Origin of the sequence: Falsihalocynthiibacter sp. CO-5D18, assembly GCF_041205445.1 — a bacterium.
Classification (GTDB): domain Bacteria; phylum Pseudomonadota; class Alphaproteobacteria; order Rhodobacterales; family Rhodobacteraceae; genus Falsihalocynthiibacter; species Falsihalocynthiibacter arcticus.
Genome location: NZ_JBGFCF010000009.1, coordinates 100,395 through 117,821 on the forward strand (window position 1 = coordinate 100,395; position 17,427 = coordinate 117,821).

Here is a 17,427-nt window from a genome sequence, read left to right on the forward strand (position 1 = left end):
CCCGCGCCCTTTCCAAATAAAATCCCGCGCGATTTTCCTGTGGCTTGGGGTGTTTTTACCTTTGCGCGCCCCCATACCCCTTGAACCGCCCCCCTCCTAAGGCCTATGTCTAGAGGGCAATTATTGAGGTTTTTCATGCGTTTTTCCCGTCCTATGCCCGTCTTCGATGCGACCCCCTCCACTGGGGAGGCCGCCGATTTCGGCGATCTGCCAGAATGGAACCTCGACGATCTTTACACCAGTGAAGACGCGCCCGAATTGACCCGTGATATGGCTTGGCTTGAGACGGCCTGCGCCGATTTCGCCGCGGCCTACGAAGGTAAACTCGCCGATCTGGATGCCGCCGGAATGCTTGCTTGCGTTCACGCCTATGAGGCAATTGACCTGATCGCAGGCCGCATCATGTCATTTGCGGGCTTGCGGTATTATCAGATCACAACCGATAGTGATCGCGCGAAATTCATGTCCGACACCCAAGAAAAAGTGACCGTTTTCACGACTCCGCTGGTTTTCTATAGCCTTGAGTTGAACCGCCTTGAAGACGACGCGCTGGCAAACATGTTTGCCGAAAATGCCGGTTTGAAACGCTACAAGCCGATTTTTGATCGTCAACGCGCAATGAAGCCGCACCAATTGTCCGACGAGTTGGAAAAATTCCTGCACGATCAATCAACCGTTGGTGCCGCAGCGTGGAACCGTTTGTTCGACGAAACAATCGCCGGCTTACAATTCACTATTGACGGCGAAGACATGAACCTCGAAGCCGTTCTCAACCTTCTGACCGACCAAGACCGTGCAAAACGCGAAGTGGCGAACTTTGAATTGGCCCGTGTTTTTGAAGAGAACATCAAAATATTCGCTCGCGTTCACAATACATTGGCCAAAGAAAAAGAAATTGATGATCGCTGGCGCAAAATGCCCTCGCCCCAGACGGCGCGGCATTTGTCGAACCATGTAGAACCAGAAGTTGTCGAGGCCCTGCGCAATGCGGTTGTGGCCGCCTATCCAAAACTCTCGCATCGCTATTATGCCCTCAAGGCAAAATGGCTTGGCCTTGAGACAATGCAAACTTGGGACCGCAACGCGCCTCTCCCCAAAAAAGACGAGAAAACCGTCGATTGGCAAGAAGCCAAAGACACTGTGATGGAAGCCTACGAGGGTTTTGACCCTAGAATGGCCAAGATCGCCGCGCCGTTTTTCTCCGAAGGTTGGATTGATGCAGCGGTCAAACCGGGCAAAGCGCCCGGGGCCTTCGCGCATCCAACGGTCACAAATGTGCATCCCTATGTCATGCTCAACTACCTTGGGAAGCCGCGCGACGTGATGACGCTAGCGCATGAACTTGGCCACGGCGTGCACCAAGTTTTGGCTGCGGAACAGGGCGAGCTTCTGTCCTCCACCCCCCTCACATTGGCCGAAACCGCCAGTGTTTTTGGCGAGATGCTGACCTTCCAAGCGATGCTCGCTAAGGCCACCACCAAAGAAGAGCGCAAAGTCCTGCTTGCGGGTAAAGTTGAGGATATGATCAACACGGTCGTGCGCCAAATCGCGTTTTACGACTTTGAATGCAAACTCCACGCGGCCCGCGCCGAAGGTGAACTCACCCCTGAAGACATCAACGCGCTTTGGATGTCAGTACAGGCCGAGAGCCTCGGACCTATCTTTGAATTCACACCGGGTTATGCCACGTTCTGGGCCTATGTCCCGCACTTCGTGCACTCGCCGTTCTATGTCTATGCCTATGCCTTTGGTGATGGCCTCGTGAACGCGCTTTACGCCGTCTACGCCGAGGGCGGCGAAGACTTCCAAGAGAAATATTTTGATATGTTGAAGGCGGGCGGCTCCAAGCACCACTCAGAACTGCTCGCTCCCTTCGGACTTGACGCCTCCGACCCCAAATTCTGGGACAAAGGTCTGTCGATGATTTCCGGCATGATCGACGAACTTGAAGCGATGGAGGACTAAATGCGCGTCACCCTCCCCGCTTTCACCCTCCTCGCATTGGCGCCCTTCGGTGCCTTTGCGGAACCATCTATGGTCGGTCAATGGAGTTGTGAAAACTACTCCGAGACCAACCAAATCATGGGAACCGTCGCCTATTACAATAATGGCACGAGCGAAGGCAGCTTTGACGCCACAATTGTCGGAAGCGACGCAACTGTCGAATTGATCGGGACTTATCGCGCGGATTGGAAACAGGAAAAATCGCTCCTTGTCGAAACAATGACGTCGGTTGATGTCCAAGACCTCTTGATCAACGGCCAAAGCTACATGGATACGCCCACCGAAACAGAATTTGAAAATGCCATGTTGGCGGAGGGGGCAACCACGTCGCAAATTATAGATTCGAGCGAAGTTATGGTTGTACTCCAAGATACCGACGGCAATATTTCTTCCTGTAGTTTGTTTTAAAATACTTTTCACATCACGTGTTTAGCAATTCTCATTGTTTATTCGCTCATATGAAATAGACTTTTCCGAAAACAACGAGGGTTCCTATGCGCGGTATTAAACGACTCCTGAAAATTGTTCTCGCCATCCTTGTTGTTGGCCTTGGGGCTTTGCTCACTTTTGGACCGGGCTATTTGGAAAGCAATTTGAATACGGTCGAGGCTCACGCGCCCTACCCCGTCACGCCTGATGCCCAAGCGTTACACGACAGCCTCGTGATCGGTGATTGGCACGCCGATACGTTGCTTTGGAACCGCAGCTTGCTTGAACGTGGCGACCGTGGCCATGTGGATGTCCCGCGCCTGCAGGAAGGCAACGTCGCCCTTCAGGTTTTTACCACGGTCACCAAAAGCCCCGCAGGGTTAAACTACGAAGAGAATTCCACCTCTGCGCGCGACAATATCACCCTCTTGGCTTATGCGCAGTTATGGCCACGCGCCGCATGGGACAGCCTGCTTGAACGGGCGCTGTATCAGGCAAGTCGTTTGCATAAATACGCAGACAAAGCTCCCGATGACTTAACGATTATCACCACGCGTAGCGAACTCGACAGCCTGTTGGAAAAGCGTGCCGCAGGGGCAAAAACCGTGGGCGCATTGCTCGGCACCGAAGGGGCGCATCCTTTAGAGGGTAAAATCCAAAACATCGCCGCCCTCGAAGCCGCAGGGTTTCGGATGATCTCGTTACAGCATTTCTTTGATAACGCCGCTGGGGGCTCGCTCCATGGCACAGCAGACGCAGGGCTGACCGATTTTGGCCGCGAAGTTGTCGCCCAAGTCCAAGCCCGCAACATGGTTTTGGACGTGTCCCATTCAAGCCAACAAGTCATTCGCGATGTGCTCGAAATTACTGAAATGCCCATCGTTGTAAGCCATACAGGTATCTTCAGCAACTGCCAGATCAAGCGCAATATCCCCGACGACCTCATCCAAGCCGTTGCTGCAAAAGGCGGCACGATTGCGATTGGCTATTGGAAAGACGTCACTTGCGACGATACTCCAATGGGCGTCGCAAAAACCATCAAGGCGGCGATTGACCTCGTAGGTACAGATTATGTGTCTCTTGGTTCGGATTTTGACGGTGCCGTGGGCACCGCCTTTGATACATCCGAATTGGCCGCGCTGACGCAAGCGCTCCTCGACTTAGAGATTTCTGAAACCGATATCCGCAAAGTTATGGGCGAGAACATGGTGCGCGTGTTGCGCGCCCGCCTCGCCCCCTAGGCTACTTTTTCGCTTTTGCAAAGATCTGATCCATCATGGATTGGGCCTTTTTGCTATCTTCCAGCGTGTATGGATAGGCGGAACCGGTGCCAACGGATTGAGCAAAGTTTTCGACTTGAAGCACATATTGGTTCAGCCCCGGATAACGCGACACAGTTTCGCCCGCTTCATTAGACAGCCAAACTTGCGCCTCTCCGGCGACATTGGCATTGAAAGGTGTCGTCACGCGGATTTTCCCTTTGTCTCCAAGGAATAGCATTTCTTGATGTGGCGCGAGGCGCATCGAAACCATGCCCGAATAGGTAAATCCTTCGAACTGCGCCTGAACATCGGTAAACACATCCACGCCCCCCTCCTCACGCATTGAAACGGCCGTAATTTCGGGCAGGTTTGCGCCCGTCGCGAAAAGGGTACTGGCATAGATGTATACGCCAATATCACGCGCCGCGCCGCCGCCAAATTCCGCAAGATTGCGGATATTGTCGGTCGCGGACTCGTTGTTGTAACAAAACTGACCACTCACATGACGTAGGGTACCAATATCTCCTGCAGCGATCCGGTCCCTGACCTCAATCCACTGCGGGTGATGTGCAATCATAAAGGCTTCGGCGGCGACAAGGCCCGTTTGATCGCGCAGGGCTATAAGGTCGTCGATCTCATTCGCTTCAAGCGCAACTGGCTTTTCGCACAACACGTGCTTCCCCGCCTGAAGAGCTTTTTTTGTCCATGCCACATGGAGATGATTGGGCAACGGAATGTAAACGGCATCGATATTTGGCGAGGCCAACAAAGCATCGTAATCGCCAAAGACCTCAAGCGACGGGCAGAATGCCTGAAATGGCGCGGCCTTGGCTGCATTTGACGTTGCCAAGGCTACAAGTTCGTTTCCTATGGCTGCGTGAATAGCGGGTGCCATGAATCTTTCTGCGAAATTTGACGCGCCCAGAATTCCCCAACGTAAAATGTTGCTCATATGAAGTGCTCCCTATAAATTTTTGCTAAGTTACCATGTTGTCCACGTTGCGCAATACGCGTCAGTGACACAGAAAAAGGGCCCCGATCAACGGAGCCCTTTTTAAAAATTTCGATTTAAAGCCCTAGGAAGGAACCAGTAGGCCTTTGTCTTTGGCGGTCTCGCGCATCCGCTCTTGAAGCTTCTCGAACGCACGCACCTCAATTTGGCGTACCCGCTCGCGGCTCACATTATATTGGCCCGACAGCTCTTCCAACGTCACCGCTTTGTCTGTCAAGCGGCGCTGTATAAGGATATCTTTTTCGCGGTCATTCAAAACGTCCATAGCTTCGGTCAAAAGCTCGCGACGAATCGTCAATTCGTCATTCGCTTCATAGTCGCCCGCTTGGTCGGCATCGTCATCTTGGAGCCAATCCTGCCATTGTGTTGTGGTGTCCCCGTCGCTGCCGATCACGGCATTGAGCGACGCATCCCCACCGGAAAGCCGGCGGTTCATCGAGACAACTTCAGCCTCGGTCACACTCAGATCATGGGCGATACGCGCCACATGCTCGGGGCGTAAATCGCCGTCTTCAAGGGCACCAATACGGGCTTTCGCCTTGCGCAGATTAAAGAACAGCTTCTTTTGCGCGCTAGTTGTACCCAATTTAACGAGGGACCAACTGCGCAGCACATATTCTTGGATGCTCGCGCGAATCCACCACATGGCATAGGTCGCCAGACGGAATCCCTTCTCGGGATCAAAACGCTTCACAGCCTGCATCAAGCCGACATTCGCCTCAGAGACGACCTCGGCTTGTGGCAAGCCATAGCCTCGATACCCCATGGCGATTTTCGCCGCGAGACGCAGGTGGCTTGTGACCATCTTATGCGCGGCTTCGCTGTCTTGGTCCTCGACCCAGCGTTTGGCCAGCATATATTCTTCCTCGGGTTCCAGCATTGGAAACTTGCGGATGTCCCGAAGGTAATGACTCAGACCTTGTTCCGGTGTTGCGGCCGGTAGGTTTTTAAAATTGCTCATTCTTCTGCCCCCTGTTTGTTATGTTTAGACAGTTAACATTCAGATAATTACGTTCGTAGTAAGTTCAAGTGGCAAAGGCACATGGGAGACCCCATAACGCATCTGTCTTAAGCAAATATGAGCGCCGCACGTCCTGATATCCAGTGAAATATAAGGAATTCACAGCTAAGTGCGAGTCTGAAACATTCCTATGGGAGTGCGTCAATATCCCCGCCAAGGGCTTGAATCAGGCCAACCATATCCGCAGGCATCGGCGCTTTGAACTGCATCGCTTCCTTGGTTACAGGATGCACGAAGCCAAGAGTTGCCGCATGAAGCGCCTGACGCGGGAAGGCACGAACGGCCTCGACACCACCGACGCCCACAACTTTCTCCGACAATTTGCGTCTACCACCATAAGTCGGATCGCCAATAAGACTGTGACCCGCATGCGCCATGTGAACGCGAATTTGGTGGGTGCGGCCCGTTTCAAGCCAACATTCAATCAGTGACGCCACCGCGGGGGTGCCCAAAGGCATCACAATCCGGCTGCGGGTCACAGCGTGTCGCCCGCCGTGAAATAAAACCGCCTGACGTTGGCGATCATTTTTATGACGCGCCAAATGCGTGGTGATCTTCATAATATTTCCGGATTCAAAATTGACGCCTTTGACGCCCCGCACGCGCGGATCATTCGCATCGGGCATGCCGTAAACAACCGCGTGATAGTGGCGCACAACAGTGTGTGCCGCGAACTGTTTTGCGAGACTGTGGTGCGCCACATCCGATTTTGCTGCCACCAAAAGGCCGCTGGTTTCTTTGTCGATCCGGTGCACAATACCAGGCCGCTTCTGGCCACCAACACCCGAAAGCGTATCGCCACAGTGAAACATCAGCGCGTTCACAAGCGTGCCATTCGGCGATCCGGGTGCGGGATGCACCACCATGCCGACGGGCTTATTTACAACAATGAGATCGTCGTCCTCAAAAACCACCTCAAGCGGGATATCTTCGGGAAGGATGTGGCTTTCGGCAGCAAAAGGAATGGTGATTTCAAAGACATCCCCTTCGCTTACCTTCGCCCGAGGGTCGGTTTGAACCACGCCGTTTTGTTTGATCGCACCTTCTTCGAGCAATTTCGCCATACGCGACCGGCTCAAAGAGGCTTCTACTGGTACGTCACGCGAAAGCGCTTTATCAAGGCGTTTAGGGGGATCAGCAGCGATCACCACAGATACAACGGAGAGTGCGGACATGAATGAGGCTCCTGAAACGGAAATCGAACTTCCGGCCAACCTAAAATTTCTGCGCGTCTTAGTTACAATACTGACGGCAACGATGATTGCAGGGCTTGTAGTGGTGATTGTTCTGCTTGTCACCCGTTTCCCTGACAAGGAAACACTTTCAGGTACGAAATCAAGCATTCTACCCAGCGAAATTACTTTGCCCGAGGGAGTCGCTGCTCGCGCCTTTACGCAGGGAAATGACTGGTATGCCATTGTCACGGATCAAGACCAAATCCTAATCTATGACCGTGACAAACAAACCTTACGCCAAACAATCACATTGCAAAACGACTGACCCAAAGCGGATAGCCCAGCGATGAACTGGGCTATTTACTCTATTTGACTGGTTTTCTTGGCTTGGCGAACTTGCCCTTGCCCGTGGCCTTGTGGCGCAGCTTTTGCGACGTATCTTTGGGGTCAAATCCGGCTGGTGGTCCCGATTTTTTCGGGCCACCCGCAGGTTTTCCAGCCGGTCCACCGCGTTTGGGTCCAGAATCTGCAGATCCACCGAATTTCGGTTTGAAGTCCGCGCCAGAAGCCCCTTCTGCACGAGGTTTGCGGGGTTTGTTATCCGTGTTTCCGGCGTATTTCCCGGCTGGCTTACCTGCATATTTACCAGCGGGTTTGCCTTCATACTTACCGGCAGGTTTGCCTTCGTATTTGCCTTCAGGCTTTTTGCCTTCGTATTTACCTGCGGGTTTGCCTTCGTACTTGCCCTCAGGCTTTTTGCCTTCGTACTTACCGGCTGGCTTGCCTTCGTATTTGCCTTCAGGCTTGTTGCCCTTGTACCCGTTGGCGCCATCATGCGGCTTGCGGTGCGAATCCGAACGTGGGGCACGTTCTTCGCGAGGGCCACGATCGGGGCGCGGTCCACCGCGCGGTTTGTCACCAAAGCTCGGACGAGCACCTGAATGACCACTGCGCGCAACGTCTGGAACCTTGTCGAGCTTGGTCGCTTTTACGTCTTCTTCTAGGATGTTGTCTTTGCCCAATGCCGCAAAGAAACGATCTGCAATGGTGGCGTCCAACTCAACATATGTTTCATTGGGAACCATCTTGATCGCGCCGATTTCGCGTTTGGTAATGCCACCAGCCTTGCAAAGCAGCGGAATGAGCCAGCGTGGCTCGGCCCGTTGCTCGCGGCCAACATTGAGGGACAGCCAAACAGAACTCGCAAATCCACGATTCTCTGTGGGCGCGTCTACACCGCCGACTTCACGCAACTCTTCCGGAGAGGTGCGCAAGGAGCGATACTGCGCGATATACGCAGAAGCGATTTGCTCGGGAGTGTTCCCTTCGAGGAGCGCCGCAACAACGGCTTCTTCGCCGAGAACTTCTTCTGTTTTGAAGCTGGCGATCAAACGCTCATCGTCTTTGGCGCGCACGTCAGACGCACTTGGAGGAGTGCCCCAATTCGCGGTAACTTTCGCCCATTTCAGCAAACGTTCAGCCTTGCCACGTTGATTTTTTGGAACGATCAACGCCGAAATGCCTTTTTGGCCCGCGCGACCTGTACGGCCAGAGCGGTGCAGAAGAGCTTCTTGGTTTTGTGGTAAATCAGCGTGCACAACAAGATTTAGACCCGGAAGGTCGATCCCGCGCGCCGCAACGTCAGTCGCCACACAAACTTGGGCGCGGCCATCGCGCATCGCTTGAAGAGCGTGGCTACGTTCTGCTTGGGAAAGCTCGCCGGAAAGCGCCACAACGCGGAAACCACGGTTGGTAAAACGCGCCGTCAAATGGTTTACGGTCACACGTGTGCCACAGAAAACAATCGCCGTTTCGGGCTCGTGAAAGCGTAGCAAATTGATAATAGCGTTTTCGCGGTCAGGCGCGGCACAGACCAAAGCTTGATAGTCGATATCAACGTGTTGCTTGGCTTCGGAAGCGGTTGCAACCCGCTTGGCGTCTTTTTGGAAGTTGCGTGCAAGGTCGGCGATTTGACGTGGAACCGTCGCCGAGAACATCAAAGTGCGACGCTCTTCTGGGGCTTCGCCAAGAATAAACTCGAGGTCATCGCGAAAGCCAAGATCGAGCATCTCGTCGGCTTCGTCCAAAACGATTGCCCGCATTTGGTCCATACGCAAAGATTTGCGCGCGATATGGTCGCGAAGACGGCCAGGTGTGCCCACAACAATGTGTGCGCCTTGGTCCAATTCGCGGCGTTCGGTCCGCATGTCCATGCCGCCAACACAGGACGCGATGCGCGCACCCGTTTCAGCGTAAAGCCATTCAAACTCGCGGCGCACTTGCAACGCCAATTCGCGCGTCGGTGCCACAATCAATGTAAGGGGCGCATCGGCCCGCTCAAATCGGAGAGCATCGCCAAGAATCGTCGGCGCAATCGCTAGACCAAAAGCAACCGTCTTACCCGACCCAGTTTGCGCGGACACCAAGAGATCGGATTCAGCTAATGCAGGATCGGAGACGTCTAGCTGAACGGGGGTCAGCTCGGTGTAACCCTTTTTTACAAGGGCGTCGGAAAGGGGCGGCAGAATGCCTTCGAATTGCGTCACGGCGATATCTTTCGAAAAAATCATATCGACCCATTGGCCGACGGAAAGGGCGGGCATATTCAGAAGTAGGCGATAAAGCAATCAAAGAAGAGCCGAAAATCGCATTTACCCCTTAAAAAGTAACAAATGCATGAATTTCGCTCTCAAGAAGCAATAATGGCCCACGAATACGATGGCTGTAGGCGCATTTACTTTGTGCGCGCGGCACGAGAAATGATCTCGCACCGAGCGGCAACAAGTGCCTCTGCCGTTTGCGCGAGTGAATTTGCAGACGCGAATGCTTCTAGTTCCGCGAGGACATCAAGCATCCATTGATGTTTTTCCAGATCTTCCCAAAACACCAATGCGCTTGCTTGATCCGCGCTTTGCCCCCGCGCCCCTATTTTCAAATATCCCGGTTGGATTGAAACAATAGTATCGGCAAAGGCATGCGTGCCCGTTTTGGTCGACCGGATGTGATTGGAAACTTCAGACAATACATCGCTTTTCCCGCCAATTACTTCGGACTTTTGCAAAGAAGCGTCATCGGCAGAAACATTTGCTCCGCGTCGTTGGTTTTTCACTGGGGCAAAGGGCACAACATTGATGCCGGATTTACCAGAGGCCAATCCCCCAAGAGCGACCATCGCTTCAGCTGCGGCAAAATACGCGCTAACGATTTTGTTTTTTTCGCTCTCATCCATAGTAAATCCCGTACCAACCCTAATAGTTACAAAACAAAATTCTCTTTTCGTCTCAATCTGCTTTTCTCCACACGCTGCGTCGCCGCTTGCGCAATATGGAGAACAACATCCTTAACCCCAGACTCGAATCCTACGACCCGATCAATTCCCGCAAGTTTTGCATCTTCAGGCGATACCTCATCAGAAATGACCAAAACCGTAGCAACACGTGTTCGCGTAGACTGAGAGCGAATGTGCCGCGCAAACTGCAACACCTGAAGTTCAGATTGCCTCGAAACTATAACCACAACATCGAATACCCGAAGGGACATTTGATCCAAAGCTCGTTCAAAATCTGTTACGACTGACAACCAATTCTCGGAACCCAACCTATTCAGGACAGCTTGTCCAGCGAGCGAATGCTCGCCAAGAATCAAGGCCGCGGGTCGTCGTTCTATTGCAAAAGAATCAATCACACACCGTCCACAGACAATTGCTTATAGCAACTTTATCTAAAGGAACCCTGCACATATGTAAAGATGCTAGTAGCAATAAGATAAATTTCAGTACGGTTAGAACACGATTGCGGTCATACCTAGGATTACTTGTGGATTAAAGGAGCGCCGAAGTGACAGCGGCGACTAAATCGTCGCCTTTAAATGGCTTGTACAGAAAGGTTTTTGCGCCTTTGATATCCGCGAGAGCCGTCGTCGTTTCCAAGGGAATAAGACCGCCGCCCCCCGATACGAAAACCACGGGTAAATCTGGCAGTTTCTGGAGAATACTGTCGTAGAGATCTAAACCACTATCCAGTCCTAGCCATACGTCCAGCACCGCAACATCAAAATCATCGGTTTCAGAAATGACAACAAGAGCCGGTTCTGGCCCCTCGCAAAGAACGACCTCAAATCCAGCTCTCGACAAAAATCTTTCCATCAATTCTCTTAATTGTGGATCATCATCAACGACCAATACTTTTGACATTAATTGCCCCAGCCAATTTTACCCTACATTCACGACAATACACTCTAAAGATTTTTTGAACACACCCTTTTCATCTTCAGGTAGTTTCGACACGCATTCAGCGAGGCGCATCAATGGATCGTCCTTTAGCGCTTGCAAGGCAGCAGGCTGTAACACCAATAAGAAACTGCGCGCATCGTGTTCGCTTTTCACCTGTTCTATAAACCCACGTTTTACCAATGTTTGCACTGCGCGACTTGTTGGCGCGGCTGTGATCCCCAAGAATTTAGCAACCATATGTGCTGTGCGTTGCTCTGATGGAACCCTTGCAAGAAACCTCAGAATCGACCATTGGAGCGGCTGTATGGCCCCCGGTTCTCTGCTTGGATAGGTCGCGCGAACGATTTTTTCGATCAATACCGCCGCTGCCACATCACTTTTTACCATTAAAAACCACTCACACTTGCACAAATCCACTATAGCTAGGTACTTGTTACTAGCAATAAATATAACATTTTTTGTTAAAATATACGCTGTGACCTGAATAGAGCAAGATTTTTAATCCGACATTTTAAACGAAGGGTCAAAAGGCGGGCAACAGCTTAAAAATGGTGGGAATGGGTTTTGATTAGCAAAACGTTAGAGAAAGCCATGCGATACGCCCGACAACGGGTTTAACAAAGGCCCTAAAAGTTACTGTATTTAGAAAATGGTACCGCCACCCCGACTTGAACGGGGGACCTCTTGTTCCACAAACAAGCGTTCTAACCAACTGAACTATGGCGGCACACTTTGGCTGATTTAGCGCCCACGTGCGGTGAATGCAAGGGCCGCGAGGTATGAAAGTGTGGAATTTCGCAAGTATTTGCCTCCATCACCGCGTCGGACCTCAAAACGTCGCCAATTGCCGCCTAAAAAACGCCCTCTTGCCTCCGTTGCCAGTTGGGTCTAGTCAATTTGGGCAATCAAGGAGAGCAAAAATGGGTATCAACACCGAAAAAGAAGTCGAAGCCAATCTACAGATTGGGCCAACATCTTTGGGGAACGTGCGCCTCTATATCGAAGCAGATGGTGTTGAAATTCCAATGGATTTCACGCCGGATGAAGCATTGGAAATCGCCGAAGAAATCCGTGCTGCAGCCCTTATGCTTGCGGGTAAGAAATAGCTGCCACACCAGGATCACGATAGCTTTGCAATCTTCGTGCGGCATCCCGCGCGAATTTTTGCGTGAGTTTTTTACGTCGTGCGGGCGCAATTTTCACTTCGGGCCCCATACGAACAATTTCGGCGTCATAGCTATCGGCAAGGATAAGCCCCGTTTCAAGTGGAAGCAGGTTTATTGGAAAACTCCCGTCAACGGCCCAGAAATATCGATCACACCAAGGTAGATACCCCTGCCATTTGCTGTCCGCTTGAAAATCGGCACGATTAGACTTGCATTCAACCACCCAAAACTCGCCTTTCGGGCCTAATGCGATGACATCCACACGCAACCCGCGCTCAGGAACAAATTCCTCGATCACCGTGAAATCAAGCTGCAATAAGTGCCTGCACACGCCCCGCGCCAACAATTGCCCATCTTTGAGCGTCTCTATGGAGTTATCGCCAGTTAAAGAGTTCATGCCAAACATGAACAAACCATAAACAAAAAGTCAAGACACAAGAGATTTCCAATTAAAGCCCCTTCGCCCCTTGCCGCATGCTCTATGCCCACTTATGTCAATGGACGGCGGGTTCTGCTCTTCTCGTAAACAGTGGGTACAAATTCCAGAGGCCTTAAGCAAATCCTAGGGAGCTGGCTCTGTTTGGACCCTGGTTCAATTATCTGGTGCCCACCTGTACATACAGGTCCCCAGGAATTAGCTGCCCCTACGGTCGCTGCGGGCCCGCCACAATCTCCCAATAAAAAACGCCCCAAAAGGGGCGCTCCATGTGGCTTAGACCGGCAAGTTTTTATGCAAAAGCTTCTGGTTTGATTTCACGCGCCATAAAATCCAGCACTGCGTTGACAAATTGTGGCTCTTTGCCACTAGGATCAAAAGCACGGGCAATATCGACGAACTCACTGATTATTACGCGTGGCGGCGTTTCCAAAGCCACCATTTCCGCACCCGCGGCCCGAAAGAGCGCACGCAAGGTGGGGTCGATCCGTGCGATGGGCCATTTTGCGACCAAAGCGCGATCGGTCATTTGGTCAATCTTTGCCTGATGGTCGACTGCGTTTTCGACGAGCGCTTGGAACAATTCCATGTTGCCCTCCATCATCTCGACACCCTCATAAATGGCACCGAAACGGAACTCTTGGAATTCCTGCACGATAGCTTCAATGGTTTGCCCAGAATTCTCCATCTGAAACAGCGCCTGAACCGCATAGAGCCGCGACGCAGATTTTTTCTGGCGGCCTTTAGATATTTTTGGCGCCGCTTTCGCGGAGGTCTCTGGGTTTGTCATGCGGTCGTTCCGTTTTCCTTGCCGCCCGATGAGGCGATCAAAATACTGTCGGGAGTGGATTTAAAGCCCGCTCCTTTACCTTGGCCGCCCCATTTGCGCGAAAGTGCGATGAGATGCAAGGCCGCAGCGGCCGCCCCGCCCCCTTTATTTTGATCGGCAGGGTCTGCACGCACCTCAGCTTGCTGCCGATTTTCGACAGTAAGGATGGCATTACCGATGCATACCCCTTGCAGTCCCAAGAGCTGAATCGCACGACTGGAGTCATTACACACCGTATCATAGTGCGTGGTTTCCCCTCGAATAACACAGCCCAGCGCCACATAACCGTCGAAGTTTGACATACGATCCGCGATGCCAATACAGGTCGGAATCTCAAGCGCACCAGGGACTTGCGCGATTTCATATGTGCCGCCAGCGGCTTCGATTTCGGCGATCGCGCCCGCAACCATATTGTCGGCAATATCTTTATAGTATGGCGAAACGACGATCAGAAGTTTCACCGGAGCCGCGAATTCCGCACGCGGCATAATGTAGTGCTGTTCGTGCCCAGCCATTAACCGATCTCCGAAATTTTGCGGGTGCCCGTAATTTCTAGCCCATAGGCCTCAAGCCCCACAACTTTTGGAATCGGTGAGTTGGTAAGCAATTCCAAGCGCGACAGGCCCAACGACGAGAGAATCTGTGCGCCGACTCCATATTGACGCAAAGTCTGTGGTGACGCTTCTTCACTGGCGTGAAGTTTCATGTGAACGTCGCGCAAAAGCACCAAAACGCCGCGGCCTTCGTCGGCAATCATATTCATCGCATCGCTAAATTCAGCGGCGCGTCCCTTGCCGCCCACGCCGATCACATCCAGCATTGGATCAAGCGCGTGCATCCGTACAAGGACGGGTTCACCGGTGGAAATATCACCCTTCACAAGTGCGATATGTTCTGCCCCGTGTGCCTCGTCCGTGTAAATCCGCAACTCCCATTCGCCGCCAAACTCGGACTGAATCTTGCCCTGAGAATTGATTTTAACGAGGTTATCGTGACGACGACGATAGGCGATCAAATCGCTGATCGTACCGATTTTCAGCCCGTGGCGTTGCGCAAAGGAAACGAGGTCCGGCAGGCGCGACATGGTGCCATCTTCGTTCATAATCTCACAAATCACGCCGGAAGGGTTCAAGCCCGCAAGGCGGCTGATATCGACGGCGGCTTCTGTATGCCCAGCCCGCACCAACACGCCGCCCTTACGTGCGCGCAAAGGAAAGACGTGGCCCGGGGTGGCGATGTCAGTCGCACCCTTGGTGGAATCAACAGCCACAGCGACCGTCAAGGCGCGGTCATGCGCCGAGATCCCCGTGGTGACCCCTTCACGTGCCTCAATTGAGGTGGTGAAGGCCGTTTCGTGGCGCGAGGAATTGCTGCTGCTCATCATCGGCAAGCCGAGTTGATCAAGGCGCTCGCCCGTCAACGCAAGGCAAATCAATCCGCGCCCATGGGTCGCCATGAAATTGATCACATCCGGCGTCGCCATCTGGGCTGGAACAACCAAATCCCCTTCGTTTTCGCGATCCTCGTGATCCACAAGAATAAACATCCGTCCATTACGAGCGTCTTCGAGAATCTCTTCAATTGTGGAAACGGCGTCAGAGTAGTGGTTTGAAGAATCTGTCATTTACAGTCCTGTGATTTGGGGAGCTACGGAGGTGCACCTGATAAAATAATTCGGCGGGAAGGTCACGCATCGGCACACGTTCATGTCGAAAATTCCTGAAGTCTGGCCACATAACGGGCCATGGTATCGATCTCAAGATTGACCATATCGCCAACTTTCGCGGCACCCCAAGTCGTTACGTCCTTGGTATGTGGAATGATGTTCACGCCAAAAAAACAGCCATCAACATCATTCACAGTCAGGGAAGTGCCGTTCAACGTGACCGACCCTTTTTGGGCAATAAACTTGGCAAAGGCTTCGGGAGCGAGGAAGGTAAACCGCGTGCTGTCCCCCTCGTCTTTCATCGTGATGATTTCAGCCACGCTATCCACGTGTCCCGACACAATGTGCCCCCCGAGTTCATCGCCAATCTTAAGGGCGCGTTCAAGGTTTATACGGCGGCCAACATGCCAATCGTTCCCCTGCGTACCAATGTTGGTTTTGGCAATAGATTCCGCCGAGATTTCAACATCGAACCAATTTTCTGGGCTTTGGCCAAGGGCGATCACCGTCAAGCAAACACCATTGCAGGCAATCGACGCGCCAATATCAATTCCCGACACATCGTAAGATGTTCCAATACGGGCCCGCAGGTCGCCACGCTGTTCGGCTTCCAAAACCGTGCCAACATCCGTAATTATACCTGTAAACATCACGCATCCCTTCAAGAATTCTTATGTTTGGAGTAGCCGCTCAGGCCGGTCGGTGCAAGACCGACGCTGCGATGGTTTCAAGGAGATTTTCGCCACTTTAACGGTTTGGCATTGAATTTGCCATATTCCTGCCCCACGAACTTGGTATAAAAACTATGAAATCGGAATTTTTCGTCCTTTGAGCGGAGATTTCGCCGCCTCAAGACCAAAAGCGAGACAGAGAACTCAATGAGCCAACTCCCCCCAGAAAAGCGGCGTTTTTTGTTTCTGCAAGGACCACACGGGCCGTTTTTTCATCGTTTAGGCAAAATGATGCGCCTCGCGGGGGCCGAGGTCTGGCGCGTGGGTTTCAACCAAGGGGATCGGGCATTTTGGCGCAACGCCGAGAGTTATATCCCTTTTCAAGAACCCCAATCCGCGTGGCCCAGTTTTTTCCAAGACCTGCTCACCAGCAAAGGCATAACCGACATCGCCCTCTATGGCGACACACGCCCAATACATGCGCAGGCTATTGAAATAGCAAATAAAAATGGCATCACAATACATATTTTCGAGGAGGGTTACCTTCGCCCCTACTGGGTAACCTATGAGCGCGGTGGTGCGAATGGGCACTCCGCTTTGATGGGAATGCAGGTAGCCGATATGCAGGAAATATTAGCCCATTCCGTTTTAGACATTCCTGAAGCGCCCGCCCACTGGGGTGATATGCGGCAACATGTGCTGTATGGAGCGCTGTACCACTGGTTTGTGATGTTCAGAAACGGACCCTACATTAATTTTCGTGCCCATCGGGCCCTTCCTGTTTCTCGAGAGTTTCAGTTATACATCAAACGTCTGCTTCTCATGCCGCTTCACTGGGGAGAACGGGTTCTGGCGACGACGCGGATCAAATGGTCGGGCTTCCCCTACCATGTGGCGCTTCTTCAACTCGAACATGACAGCAGTTTTCAAATGCACAGTCCGTTCGAAAGCATGAGTGATTTTCTAAAAGTCGCCATCGAAGGCTTCGCCAAGGGCGCTCCCCAACACCACCATCTTGTTTTCAAAGCCCACCCGTTGGAAAACGGCCAGCTCCCTCTTCGTAATAGTATTCACGCGTTAGCCAAAGAGAACGGGGTCGAGAACCGCGTCCACTATGTCAGGGGCGGCAAACTCGCCCAGCTTCTCGACAACGCGCGGTCGGCTGTGACCGTGAACTCGACTTCAGCACAACAAGTTCTGTGGCGTGGCTTGCCCCTAAAAACCTTTGGTGTCGCCGTTTTTGACAAACCAGAGTTTGTCTCGACTCAACCGCTTGCAGAATTTTTCTCCGCACCAACACGTCCCGACAACGGCGCATACAGGGACTATCGTCACTTTCTTCTAGAGACCTCACAGGTTGCTGGGGGTTTCTATTCCGCTCGGGGGCGCCGTCAATTATTACGCCAAGTCGTTGACATGATGTTATCCCCCCTAGATCCCTACGAGGCCTTAAAAACGGGGAAAGCGGCTCCAAGGCAACAGTTGCGGCTCGTTAAATAAGTCCGTCTAGCTTTTTCCTCAGATT

General features: G+C 52.4%; 18 protein-coding genes and 1 tRNA gene. 6 read left to right on the plus strand and 13 right to left on the minus strand.

All coding sequences use genetic code 11. The features are described from left to right. The first annotated feature begins 135 nt into the window (after positions 1 to 135). From AB9F27_RS13205 to AB9F27_RS13215, 3 genes are all read left to right on the plus strand, one after another. Complete coding sequence (locus AB9F27_RS13205) at positions 136 to 1,965, plus strand: M3 family oligoendopeptidase (protein ID WP_335585718.1); 1,830 nt, start codon at positions 136 to 138, stop codon at positions 1,963 to 1,965. Further along, on the plus strand, positions 1,966 to 2,412 hold the full coding sequence (locus AB9F27_RS13210) for a hypothetical protein (RefSeq protein WP_369755898.1): 447 nt from the start codon (positions 1,966 to 1,968) through the stop codon (positions 2,410 to 2,412). Between the two features lie 86 nt (positions 2,413 to 2,498). Continuing rightward, positions 2,499 to 3,674 carry a dipeptidase gene (locus tag AB9F27_RS13215; RefSeq protein ID WP_369755899.1) on the plus strand — a complete coding sequence of 392 codons (1,176 nt, stop codon included), beginning with the start codon at positions 2,499 to 2,501 and terminating at the stop codon, positions 3,672 to 3,674. A 1-nt stretch (position 3,675) separates the two neighbouring features. Here the strand turns inward: AB9F27_RS13215 and AB9F27_RS13220 are convergent, their stop codons facing one another. From AB9F27_RS13220 to AB9F27_RS13230, 3 genes are all read right to left on the minus strand, one after another. Further along, complete coding sequence (locus AB9F27_RS13220; RefSeq protein WP_335585721.1) at positions 3,676 to 4,647, minus strand: Gfo/Idh/MocA family oxidoreductase; 972 nt, start codon at positions 4,645 to 4,647, stop codon at positions 3,676 to 3,678. A 124-nt stretch (positions 4,648 to 4,771) separates the two neighbouring features. Then, complete coding sequence (gene rpoH / locus AB9F27_RS13225; RefSeq protein WP_335585722.1) at positions 4,772 to 5,668, minus strand: RNA polymerase sigma factor RpoH; 897 nt, start codon at positions 5,666 to 5,668, stop codon at positions 4,772 to 4,774. A gap of 188 nt (positions 5,669 to 5,856) precedes the next feature. Then, positions 5,857 to 6,903 (minus strand): RluA family pseudouridine synthase, encoded by a 1,047-nt coding sequence (locus tag AB9F27_RS13230; protein WP_335585723.1) that lies wholly within the window; start codon positions 6,901 to 6,903, stop codon positions 5,857 to 5,859. Between AB9F27_RS13230 and AB9F27_RS13235 the strand changes: the two genes are divergently transcribed. After that, positions 6,902 to 7,228: a DUF6476 family protein gene (locus AB9F27_RS13235; RefSeq protein ID WP_039001058.1), complete on the plus strand. Its 327-nt coding sequence runs from the start codon at positions 6,902 to 6,904 to the stop codon at positions 7,226 to 7,228. The genes AB9F27_RS13230 and AB9F27_RS13235 overlap by 2 nt on opposite strands. 40 nt (positions 7,229 to 7,268) lie before the next feature. Here the strand turns inward: AB9F27_RS13235 and AB9F27_RS13240 are convergent, their stop codons facing one another. The 5 genes from AB9F27_RS13240 to AB9F27_RS13260 form a co-directional block, all read right to left on the minus strand. After that, positions 7,269 to 9,473 carry a DEAD/DEAH box helicase gene (locus tag AB9F27_RS13240; RefSeq protein WP_335585724.1) on the minus strand — a complete coding sequence of 735 codons (2,205 nt, stop codon included), beginning with the start codon at positions 9,471 to 9,473 and terminating at the stop codon, positions 7,269 to 7,271. A 164-nt stretch (positions 9,474 to 9,637) separates the two neighbouring features. Continuing rightward, positions 9,638 to 10,132, minus strand: coding sequence for a hypothetical protein (locus tag AB9F27_RS13245; RefSeq protein ID WP_335585725.1), 495 nt, complete (start codon positions 10,130 to 10,132; stop codon positions 9,638 to 9,640). Positions 10,133 to 10,723: 591 nt separating this feature from the next. Beyond that, positions 10,724 to 11,095: a response regulator gene (locus tag AB9F27_RS13250; RefSeq protein ID WP_335585726.1), complete on the minus strand. Its 372-nt coding sequence runs from the start codon at positions 11,093 to 11,095 to the stop codon at positions 10,724 to 10,726. An 18-nt stretch (positions 11,096 to 11,113) separates the two neighbouring features. Beyond that, complete coding sequence (locus AB9F27_RS13255; RefSeq protein ID WP_335585727.1) at positions 11,114 to 11,521, minus strand: helix-turn-helix domain-containing protein; 408 nt, start codon at positions 11,519 to 11,521, stop codon at positions 11,114 to 11,116. Between the two features lie 263 nt (positions 11,522 to 11,784). Next, positions 11,785 to 11,861, minus strand: a tRNA-His gene (locus tag AB9F27_RS13260). A 193-nt stretch (positions 11,862 to 12,054) separates the two neighbouring features. On the opposite strand from AB9F27_RS13260, the gene AB9F27_RS13265 reads away from it, so the two are divergent. After that, the gene (locus tag AB9F27_RS13265; RefSeq protein WP_039001063.1) at positions 12,055 to 12,240 is read left to right on the plus strand and encodes a DUF6324 family protein; all 186 of its coding nucleotides are present in this window, start codon (positions 12,055 to 12,057) and stop codon (positions 12,238 to 12,240) included. On the opposite strand, the gene AB9F27_RS13270 is transcribed toward AB9F27_RS13265, so the two are convergent. The 5 genes from AB9F27_RS13270 to AB9F27_RS13290 form a co-directional block, all read right to left on the minus strand. Beyond that, a complete protein-coding gene (locus AB9F27_RS13270; protein ID WP_335585728.1) occupies positions 12,218 to 12,697 on the minus strand; it encodes an MmcB family DNA repair protein in 480 nt (159 codons plus the stop codon). The two genes, AB9F27_RS13265 and AB9F27_RS13270, sit on opposite strands and share 23 nt — an antisense overlap. A 331-nt stretch (positions 12,698 to 13,028) precedes the next feature. Then, on the minus strand, positions 13,029 to 13,526 hold the full coding sequence (nusB, locus tag AB9F27_RS13275) for a transcription antitermination factor NusB (RefSeq protein WP_335585729.1): 498 nt from the start codon (positions 13,524 to 13,526) through the stop codon (positions 13,029 to 13,031). Then, the gene (locus tag AB9F27_RS13280; RefSeq protein WP_335585730.1) at positions 13,523 to 14,080 is read right to left on the minus strand and encodes a 6,7-dimethyl-8-ribityllumazine synthase; all 558 of its coding nucleotides are present in this window, start codon (positions 14,078 to 14,080) and stop codon (positions 13,523 to 13,525) included. Before AB9F27_RS13280 ends, nusB begins: the two co-directional genes overlap by 4 nt. Continuing rightward, the gene (ribB, locus tag AB9F27_RS13285) at positions 14,080 to 15,189 is read right to left on the minus strand and encodes a 3,4-dihydroxy-2-butanone-4-phosphate synthase (RefSeq protein ID WP_335585731.1); all 1,110 of its coding nucleotides are present in this window, start codon (positions 15,187 to 15,189) and stop codon (positions 14,080 to 14,082) included. Before ribB ends, AB9F27_RS13280 begins: the two co-directional genes overlap by 1 nt. Positions 15,190 to 15,269: 80 nt before the next feature. Then, positions 15,270 to 15,881, minus strand: coding sequence for a riboflavin synthase (locus AB9F27_RS13290; RefSeq protein ID WP_335585732.1), 612 nt, complete (start codon positions 15,879 to 15,881; stop codon positions 15,270 to 15,272). Between the two features lie 228 nt (positions 15,882 to 16,109). On the opposite strand from AB9F27_RS13290, the gene AB9F27_RS13295 reads away from it, so the two are divergent. Continuing rightward, positions 16,110 to 17,402, plus strand: a complete 1,293-nt coding sequence (locus tag AB9F27_RS13295; protein WP_369757834.1) for a capsule biosynthesis protein — start codon at positions 16,110 to 16,112, stop codon at positions 17,400 to 17,402. The last annotated feature ends 25 nt before the right edge of the window (positions 17,403 to 17,427 follow it).